The sequence below is a fragment of the Bacillota bacterium genome (genome assembly GCA_040754315.1).
Taxonomy (GTDB): domain Bacteria; phylum Bacillota; class Sulfobacillia; order DUSP01; family JBFMCS01; genus JBFMCS01.
In genome coordinates this window covers 62,458-72,100 of the sequence record JBFMCS010000047.1, presented here as the reverse complement: position 1 = coordinate 72,100, position 9,643 = coordinate 62,458, and the positions used below count along the sequence as shown (strand labels likewise).

The following is a 9,643-nucleotide window of genomic DNA, read 5'->3' as shown; positions in this document are numbered from 1 at the left end:
ACAGTGCCAGCAGCAAAGGAGGTGGCGCCGGCAGACTGACTCACGCCGTCAGGGATGTGGCCTTACTACGGTCAGTACCGGAACTTTTTAATCGGCCATTTGGGGAGTTTTGCAACCGGCCTTGACAGAAGACGGCATCCGTTATGTGGGTTGTTTTTCCGAGTTCCGGCAAGAGCGGGCGGCCAAGAGGCGTAAAGAAGGAATGCAAGAGGTTGAAGCCGAACTCTCAAGGCTTTCGAAAGTGGCTTCAAAAGGGTGGTATTACTCGTGGGTGCGCCTGAGAGAGAAGGTCAATGACCTCCTTGAGGAAAATGGTGTCCAGGGGCTTTGGCGGGTGAGGATAAGCCCGCTTGAACCCGTGGACTCGCCCGAGACTAAGGCACTCTTACATCTTTCCTTCGAGCAGGATGAGGAGGCCGTATCCCTTCGGGAAGCCCTGGAGGGGATGTATGTGCTCCAGACATCCCTTTCCCCGGAGGATTGTGCCGCCCATCAGGTAGAACACTCGTACATGCATCTGCAGATTGTGGAAAGGGCATTTCGGAACATCAAGAGCTACCTGAAGATCCGCCCCATATACCACTACAGGCGCCGGAGGGTCAGGGCCCATGTATTAATGTGCTTTTTCGTTTACTACCTCGTGAAAAAGATGGAACTCGAACTGAAGGCCAAGGGCTAACGACCGAGGTTCCCCTGCTGCTGCGGGATTGGGACAATCTCCGCCTGGTGTCCCTTACTCTCAGGGCAGGTGAGCATACCCGTCAGGAATGGCAATGGTCTCTCGGGCCCGTCGGAAACGGCATAAAGGACCAGATCAGCCACCTCGGATGGTGGGGAAGCATTGATGGCTGTCGCCGTAGTCTACTTAGAACTTAACCGCTTCGAGGAAACTCCCTGCACTATGGCCCTTATCGGGCCTTTTCATGTCTTCCAGGGGGGTGAAGTTAGGCTAGGAAGGCCTTAGCCTTGGGCCGGAGAGCGAATGAGCCCAAGGTGCTTGCGTGACGGGGCGGACCGGCTCCAGTGTCTCACCGGTGCTCAGAAGCGGTGCCTTCCGGCGTGCCCTGGCCTCGTCCACCCCCTACCCGGTGCCTGCCCTTCTTCTCCAGCCTTTCCTTGCGTCTTTCCAGGTCACGGCGGAGTGTCTCCCCGGGGAAGCCGCGGCTCAGCCCTTCATTGACCAGCTCCATGGCAGCCATAGCGTCCTTTTCGCAGTGCTCCAGTACCTTCGCCAGCTCCACGAAGGCCTCAGGGACTCCAGCCCTCAAGAGGTGCAGCAGGTGCTCCTTGGCCCGGGCCTGCTGGCCATGGCGTCGCAGGCAGCGAGCAGCTTGGAGGCGTGCCCGTGCCTCCAGTTCCGGTGGGAGCCCCAGGCGGATGGAGTTCTCCAGGAGGTCAATACCCCTATCCACGTCGCCCAGTTCCAGGATCTCCCTCCCCAGGGAGTAAAGGTGTGGGGCATCTGCCCCATCGGCCGGTCCCGTCTCCAGGGTGCGCCAGACGACGCCAGAGAGGGCCGCCAGGGAGAGGATATCTCGGCAGTTGTGGAGGACGATGGGCTCAAGAGTCACCCTGTCCCCGCCAAAGAGGTAACGGAAGTAGAGTGCAGGGATGATGTGGCCCGGGACATCGCCAGGCCTCATGACGCCTAGAAGGGACCTTTCCAGGGTGCCCAGGTCGCAGGAGGGCAGGCTCTCCCGCCAGAGCCTCCGGGCGGGATACAGGAGGTCCACGTGGGCGCCGGGGAGGCAGTGAGGCAGCCTGTGAAAGTCCATCCTGGTGCGAACCTGGGGAAAGTCAAAGCACTTCCCGTTGAAGGACACAACCACCGAGAACCTGCGCAGTTCCTCACCCACCCTTTCCCAGAAGGGCTTTCCTGACCCTGGGTTACCCAGCACGAACTGGCGCACCCTGAAGGTATCTCCCTCCAGGTGGCCAAGGCCCACCATAAACACATGGGTCCCAACGCCTCCGGACAGGCCCGTGGTCTCGGTATCTAGGAAGACCACCTGGGCCGGATCGACTTCCTGGCCAGCATAGTGCCAGAAACTCTGGGAAAAGGCCCACGGGAGAAGGGAAGCCAGTGCGAACCTGCCGTGGGAGTAGTGCAAGGGGAAACTGCTATCCCTGACCTCCAGGTCTGCGCCCTGGGGGGAGTGTGGTCTTTTGGTTTCCACATGGAGCCCCTCAAGGCGTTCCCTGAGTTTGACTGCCCGTCACCTCCAGCGCCCTGTCCAGGACGGCCCGGGTCAAGGCCTTGGTGTTCCTTCCCTGTTCCATGGAGGGCCCAACGCAGGAGGGACACCCGGTGGGGCACTGGCAGGATGCCAGCATCTCCCGGGCGGCATGGAGAAGGGAGGTGTGAATCTGGTACATCTTCTCGCTGAGGCCGACCCCGGCAGGGTGCCGGTCGTAAACATACACGGTGGGCCTTCCGGTGAAGGGGGACTTCACCTGGGGCACCACCCCGATGTCCCTTGGGTCACACATGAGGAACAGGGGTGCAACGTGGCCCACGAGGTTTGCCATGCCCATCAAGGCCCTCTGGGTTTCATCAGCGCTCCAGCCCTGTACTAGGCTGGGGGACAGGGAGAACCAGTAGGCCTCGGTGTGCATCTGCGTCTCCGGCAGGCTGATGGGGCCTGACCCGACGTTCTCGTGGGTTCCGAACTTGATCTTCTTGTACATAGTGGCTAGGGCCGACACAAGCACCTCACCCCAGCTAGGAATGGCGGGCTCCCCGCCAGAGCTGGCGTTCACCTGGAGCACCCTGAGGTCAACTGCGAGGTTTGCGTCGGTGTAGTAGTCCACGTCGACCTGGCGAACGTAGGCCTTCTGCTCCTGGAAGTCCAGGCGGTCCACATGGTGCTGCCGGCCTTCGTGGATGTAGATGGCGCCCTCGTGTATGAGCAGGGGCGCGCTGAATAGGTCCACCTCTCCCACGACCCTGGGTTTGCCGGTCTGGGTTGTATCCACGATGACGAAGTTCTCAGAGCTCACAGTCCGGAGGCTGATGTCCTCCGCTGGATAGGATTCCTTTGCCCAGTAGTAGCGGTCCTGGGAGGGATAGAGCACCTCTTTCTCAGCAAGGTAATCAAGGATTTCCCGTGTGCCAGGACCGAACTCCTCCCGGGCCTCGAAGGGAATCTCAAAGGCTGCGCACTTGAGGTGGGCGGTAAGAATGTAGAGGTTGTCCGGGTTAATGAGGCCGTGCTCGGGGGACCTGTCCAGGAGGTAGTCTGGGTTGTCCACCAGGTACTGGTCCAGCGGTGATGAAGAGGCAACAAGGACCGCCGCGGAGACACCCACCCTCCGCCCCGCCCTGCCGGCCTGCTGCCAGAGGCTTGCCACAGTGCCTGGGTAGCCCACCATTATGCTGGCCTCCAGCTCCCCTATGTCAACCCCCAGCTCCAGTGCGTTGGTGCTTACCACCCCGTGGATGGAGCCCTCCCGGAGCCCCTTCTCGATGGCGCGGCGTTCGCCAGGAAGGTAGCCCCCCCTGTAGCCCCTCACCCGGTTGCTTTCCCCGATGGTGTTCCGGGTGGCCTCCTTCAGGTAGGAGAGGAGCACCTCCACGGCGAGCCGGCTCCGGGCGAACACGATGGTCTTGACGCCTTCACTGAGGAAACGCAGGGCCAGATCCCTGGCCTCAAGGAGCGAGCTCCGCCTGATGCCCAGTTCCCGGTTGACCACCGGCGGGTTGTAGAGGATGACGTGTCTCTCTGAGGTGGGCGCGCCACTCGTGCCCACCAGCTGGAAGGTCTCACCCGTGAGGCGTTCCGCCAGTTCCAGTGGGTTTGCTATAGTGGCTGAGCAGGCTATCCACACAGGATTTGACCCGTAGAAACGGCAAACCCGTTTCAGCCGCCGGAACACATTTGCGACATGGCTTCCGAACACACCCCGGTAGTTGTGCACCTCGTCAACCACGATGTAGCGGAGGTTTTCGAAGAGCCTCATCCACTTGGTGTGGTGGGGGAGGATCCCGGAGTGGAGCATGTCGGGATTGGTTATCACTATGTGGCCAGCCTCGCGGATGGAACGCCGGGCAGAACCTGGGGTGTCCCCATCATAGGTGTGGCTCTTGATGGCTGCACCTAGGTTCTCATTGAGGAAAAGGAGCGCTGCGGCCTGGTCCTGGGAAAGCGCCTTGGTGGGGAATAGGTAAAGCGCTCTGGATGAGGGGTCTTCAAGAACGCTATTGACCACTGGCAGGTTGTAGCAAAGGGTCTTCCCGGATGCCGTTGGGGTGATGACAGCCACGTTCCGTCCCGAGGTAACTGCCTCGATGGCCTCGGCCTGGTGGGAGTATAGACGCGTGATGCCCTGGGAGGCAAGGCCCTCCCTGATCTTTGGGTGGAGGACTGGAGGTATCTCCCGGTAGTCCCCGTCCGAGGGCGGGATGGTCTTCCAGGATGAGACGCACCGCGAGAACCGGGGGTTCTTTTCCATCTGGGCCAGGACGTCCACCAGGCTCAAGGCTTCGCCTCCCTGAAGCTAGGGATAGACGGATTCTTCGCCCTGTAAACGGGGTTCTCCTGCGGCGCCCCTGGGAGAACCCGCCCGCCCAGGGATTTTTGGGGCGCTATGCGCCCCTGCGGGACAACCCTGGCCCTGTGGTGTAGAATAGGGCAGGAAGGAGCGAGACCAGAATGGCCAGTGGCAAGAGCCCCCTGGAGGGCCTCAGGGTTTACGTGCGCTCCCTTGGGTGCTCCAAGAACCTGGTGGATACCGAACTGATGCTGGGCGCCATGGTGGAAGAGGGTATGGTGGTTACCTCCGAGGCCCATGATGCTGATGTCATCATTGTCAACACCTGTGCCTTCATAGAGGCCGCCAGGGAAGAGGCCATCGAGGCCATCCTGGAACTCGCCCCCGAGCGCACTGAGGGGAAGGCCAGGGTGCTGGCGGTGGCGGGCTGCCTTGCGCAGCGGTATTCCACGGAGCTCTACCAGGAGATCCCGGAGGTGGACGCCCTGGTAGGTGTGCATGACTGGCCCTGCATTGTTGACGTGCTCAGGCGGTGTGTCCAGGGGGCAAGGGTGATCCAGGTGTCAGCAGCACCACGGCGGCCAGGCCCGGCCAAGCGCTCACGGGTAATCACCACAGGGCCCCATTCGGCCTACGTGAAGGTCTCCGAGGGATGTCACAACCGGTGCCACTACTGTGCCATCCCACTTATCAGGGGGCCCCTGGTGTCCCGGGACCAGGACGAGATCGTGGCTGAGGTGCGGACCTTGGTCGAGGCAGGCATCCGCGAGGTGATCCTGGTGGCCCAGGATCTTACTGCCTACGGCCGGGACCGGGAGGGCCTCAACCTTGAGGGGCTCCTGGAGGCGATCACATACGCTTCACCGCCTCCCTGGCTGAGACTGCTTTACTGCCATCCCGCCGGCGTCTCAGAGGGGCTCATCGACCTAGTATCCTCCGGTGCGGTCTGCGCGTACCTGGACCTGCCAATGCAGCATGGAAGCGAGGTTATGCTCGCCAAGATGGGCAGGAAGGGCGACCCCGGAAGGTACCTTGACCTGCTGGGGCGGCTCAGAAGGGCAGTGCCCGGTATCTTCCTCAGGAGCACCTTCATGGTAGGACACCCTGGCGAGGGCAAAAGGGAATACCAGGAGCTCAGGGAGTTTCTGGTGGAGGCATCCCTGGACAGGGCGGGCTTCTTCCAGTACTCACCAGAGGATGGCACCCTGTCTGCCGGGTTCGGCGACACAGTGACAGCCCAAGAGAAGGAGGAACGGCTCAGGGACATCACATCCCTGCAATCGGGGATAGCACTGTCCAGGGGCATGGCCCGGGTGGGAGACGTGGTCTCCTTCATGGTGGAGAGACCGGGCCGGCGCCCAAGGGGCAGGATCCACGGCCAAGCCCCTGGCGTCGATGGCGATGCCTGCATCCGGAAGCCGGGTTCCCGGGTTCTCAGGCCCGGCGATGTCTTGGAGGTTCGCATACAAGGGGCGACAGACGCGGACTTTGAGTGTGTCCTATAGGGCTTTGCCGTTTCTGCCAGGCATTACATGATCTCCTCTCGTGAAAGGCGCACCCTGGCTATGGTATAATGGGAACACGTAGTTATGTTAATCCCAGTCTGGAGAGGGGCCGAGCCGGGTGCAATCCGTTCTTAAACGCGTGCTCACCGTTATCGTGGCTGGTGGTGTGACCCTGGCAGTGCTCGTGGCAGGGAGCTCCGCCTGGTCTCGATTCTCTCTTGAAAAGCCCCTTGACCAGACCCTCCGCGCACTGCCCGGTGTCCTCCAGGTGGACATGAGACAGCAGAACGGGGTAAACATAATTGGCGTTACCGTTAGTGAGGTGCCCGATCTCAGCAAGACATATGGCGATATAGAGAGGGCCGTGTCTTCCCGGATGGCGCCCGGCACCTACCGGGTGGAACTCTTGGACGCCAGGGATGCTTATCTTGAGGACCTGTATCACACGATCCATTTCGACATCGCGGAGGCGGTTGCGACTGGTGGTTTTGGACAGGCGGCGGCCCGGTTCGAGGAGACAGCCAGGGAAGCCCATCTTGATCGCTGGAAGATGTGGGTCACCAATGACAGGATCTACGTTCAACTCCACAGGCAAGATGCCTATCTCTACCAGATCATAGAGCGCCCTGCCGTCTAGATGGGGCCCTTGGGAGGATGGGGCATGAAACGAGAGGATGTGCTCTTGGGTGCGGCTTTGGCCGCTTGCATGTTCCTTCAATTGAGGGGGCTCAACGTCTGGCCCTTCCTGATCATAGGCATCCTGGCCTATGCTTTTTTCCGCCATGGCACACCCCTCATGGGACAGAAGCGCTTCGTGGCCCTTACCGGGACACCAGGCACCGTGAAGGTGGGATTTGACGATGTGGGAGGGCACAGGTCAGCCAAGGAGGAGCTCAGGGAGGCCCTGGAGTTCCTGGCCAACCCTGAGGACAGCCTCCACCTGGGAATAAGGCCCCTCAAGGGCATCCTCTTGAGCGGGCCCCCGGGGACCGGCAAGACCTTGCTGGCCAAGGCCGCTGCCACCTACAGCGAATCCCTCTTCATATCGGCCTCAGGGAGCGAGTTCGTAGAGGTCTACGCGGGAGTTGGTGCCCAGCGCGTGAGGCAGATCTTCCAGCAGGCCAGGACCATGGCCAGGCGCTCAGCAAGAAAGAGCGCCATCATCTTCCTGGACGAGATGGAGGTGCTGGGGGGGTCTCGCGGGCGGAACTCCAGCCACCTGGAGTACGACCAGACCCTGAACCAGCTGCTGGTGGAAATGGACGGCATAGGACAAGGAGATGACGTGCGTCTCCTGGTCATCGGGGCTACCAACAGGATAGACCTGGTGGACCCAGCCCTGGTGCGCCCAGGACGCTTTGACCGGGTGGTCCGGGTGGCGCTCCCGGACAGGGAAGGAAGGCGCCAGATCCTGGCGATACACATGCGCAACAAGCCGCTGGCCGGGGAGGTTGACCTGGACGGGGTGGCCAGGGAGACCTTTGGCTTTTCCGGGGCCCACCTGGAGAGCCTGGCGAACGAGGCAGCCATCCTGGCCAGGCGGCAGGGCCAGCGCACGATTAGCCGGAGTCACATCACCGAGGCCATCGAGAAGGTGATACTGGGGGAGAAGCTGGACAGGGCGCCCAGTGCTGATGAGCGCCACCGGGTGGCCGTACACGAATCGGGGCACGCCCTGGTGTCAGAGCTTCTAAGACCGGGGTCGGTGAACTCGGTGACGGTGTCCCCCCGGAGCGGTGCCCTGGGCTACATGAGACAGTCGCCCAGGGAGGACCGCTACCTGATGGCGTCCAGCGACATCAAGCAAGAGATCGCAGTACTCCTGGCCGGAGGCCTGGCTGAGGAGACCATCCTGGGGGAAGCGAGCACGGGCCCCTCCGACGACTACAAGAGGGCCATGGAGATGGCCAGGAAGATGGTGTACTGCGGCATGTCTACCCTGGGGCTGGTAGACCCTGAGGGTACCCCAGGGGACGCGGTGCACCGGGCCGTGAAGGAGATCATTGACGGCCAGACCAAGATTGTGCTCGGGCTTCTTAAGAGCCAAAGGTCCCACCTGGAGAGGATAGCCCAGCGCTTGGTGGATGAGGAGAGCCTTGATGGCCAGGCAGTGCGAGGTGAAAAGGATTCTAGGGAGTCCGAAGCCCCGGAGGAACTCCCACCGCTCCACAGGCTGTACAGGGAGGCCAGCTAGAAAACACTGAGGATAAGGGAGGGCGTCTAGCACGTCCTCCCTTTGATTACGGGGCACTGGGCCCTGAAGGTATACCCCGGCCGGTGTGGAAGTAAGGGACCATCCGGAGAACGAGGGAGGGAGCGGGGCCCGGCGAAGCGCCAGGGTGGCCGGGCCGCGAAGGTGTGAAGGCAGAGATCCTCACGGTGGGCACGGAGCTGCTCCTAGGGCAGGTGGTAAACGAGAATGCCCGTTATCTCAGCGGCCGCCTGGCGGCCCTGGGGTTTGATGTGTTCTTCGAGACCACAGTGGGGGACAACTACTGCAGGATCCGGGAGGCCCTGCGCTGGAGCAGGGGAAGGGCGGACCTGGTGGTGGTCACGGGTGGCCTCGGTCCCACCGAGGATGACCTCACCCGCCAGGCCGTTGCCGGTGAAATGGGACTGGAGCTCCGGGAGGACCCGAGAGCTCTCAGGTGGGTAGAGGCTTTCTTCCAGAGGAGGGGCCGCCCAATGCCTGCGGCTTCCCGGGCGCAGGGACTTGTGCCGGAGGGCGCCGTGGCCCTGGAAAACCCCAAAGGCACAGCTCCGGGGCTCTTCATCCGGGACCTGCAGGGCAAGGCCGTGGTGCTGCTGCCAGGCCCTCCCAAGGAGATGGTGCCCATATGGGAGGATGGGGTCGAACCCCTTCTTTCCCAGGTGTTTCCCCTGGGCGAGGTCATCGGGTCCCGTCTCCTGAAGGTACATGGAATGGGTGAACCTGATGTGGAGGCCGCGATAAGGGATCTGGTGCATGGCACCAATCCCACCGTTGCGCCATACGTATCCGGGGCAGAGGTGCACCTCAGGATCACCGCCAAGGCCCCCACCACTGAGGCCGCCATGTGCATGGTCTGTCCTGTGGAGGAGGAGATCCGGTCACGCCTGGGCAGGTACGTCTTCGGCTCGGATCACGAGGAGCTGGAGCACGCAGCGGCCCGGGCTCTCCAGGCCAGGCGGCTGACCCTGGCAGTGGCGGAGTCTCTCACAGGGGGCATCATCAGCGCCAGGGTGGTGAACGTGGCGGGTGCATCGGGGTTCTTCAGGGGCGGCATAGTTGCCTACTCTCACGAGGCCAAGGAATCCCTGGCTATGGTGCCAAGGGAGACCATTGTCCAGCACGGGGTGGTGAGCTGGCAGTGTGCCATGGACATGGCAAAGGGGGCGCGGGTGACCCTGGGGGCTGACGTGGGCGTGGGGGTAACAGGGACGGCAGGCCCGGATGCCCAAGACCCGGGGCACCCTGTGGGAACGGTATATCTTGCGGTGGACATGGGAAGCCAGGCACTCATCAGGCGCTCGCGCTTTCCCGGCACCCGTTCTGAGGTGCGACACCTGGCAGCCCAGGACGCCCTGGCTGCCCTGCGGCGCCTGGTAATGGGGGCAGGAGATGACTGAAGGTGTGTCGAAATCCTGGTGACATTGACAGGGAGAGG

General features: G+C 62.2%; 7 protein-coding genes. 5 read left to right on the top strand and 2 right to left on the bottom strand.

The genetic code is table 11. The annotated features are described in order from the left end of the window. Nucleotides 1-202: 202 nt before the first annotated feature. Nucleotides 203-679, top strand: coding sequence for a hypothetical protein (locus AB1576_09945; protein ID MEW6082076.1), 477 nt, complete (start codon nt 203-205; stop codon nt 677-679). A 349-nt stretch (nt 680-1,028) separates the two neighbouring features. Here the strand turns inward: AB1576_09945 and AB1576_09940 are convergent, their stop codons facing one another. Then, entirely contained in the window at nt 1,029-2,177 is a 1,149-nt protein-coding gene (locus AB1576_09940) for a ribonuclease H-like domain-containing protein (protein MEW6082075.1), read from the bottom strand. A 10-nt stretch (nt 2,178-2,187) separates the two neighbouring features. Beyond that, the gene (locus AB1576_09935) at nt 2,188-4,470 is read right to left on the bottom strand and encodes a DEAD/DEAH box helicase (GenBank protein ID MEW6082074.1); all 2,283 of its coding nucleotides are present in this window, start codon (nt 4,468-4,470) and stop codon (nt 2,188-2,190) included. Between the two features lie 182 nt (nt 4,471-4,652). Between AB1576_09935 and rimO the strand changes: the two genes are divergently transcribed. The 4 genes from rimO (at nt 4,653) to AB1576_09915 (ending at nt 9,605) form a co-directional block, all read left to right on the top strand. Next, nucleotides 4,653-5,996: a 30S ribosomal protein S12 methylthiotransferase RimO gene (rimO, locus tag AB1576_09930; GenBank protein MEW6082073.1), complete on the top strand. Its 1,344-nt coding sequence runs from the start codon at nt 4,653-4,655 to the stop codon at nt 5,994-5,996. 118 nt (nt 5,997-6,114) lie between these two features. After that, nucleotides 6,115-6,633 (top strand): hypothetical protein, encoded by a 519-nt coding sequence (locus tag AB1576_09925; GenBank protein MEW6082072.1) that lies wholly within the window; start codon nt 6,115-6,117, stop codon nt 6,631-6,633. 24 nt (nt 6,634-6,657) lie between these two features. Continuing rightward, nucleotides 6,658-8,190 (top strand): AAA family ATPase, encoded by a 1,533-nt coding sequence (locus AB1576_09920; protein ID MEW6082071.1) that lies wholly within the window; start codon nt 6,658-6,660, stop codon nt 8,188-8,190. A 164-nt stretch (nt 8,191-8,354) separates the two neighbouring features. Beyond that, on the top strand, nt 8,355-9,605 hold the full coding sequence (locus AB1576_09915; GenBank protein ID MEW6082070.1) for a competence/damage-inducible protein A: 1,251 nt from the start codon (nt 8,355-8,357) through the stop codon (nt 9,603-9,605). The last annotated feature ends 38 nt before the right edge of the window (nt 9,606-9,643 follow it).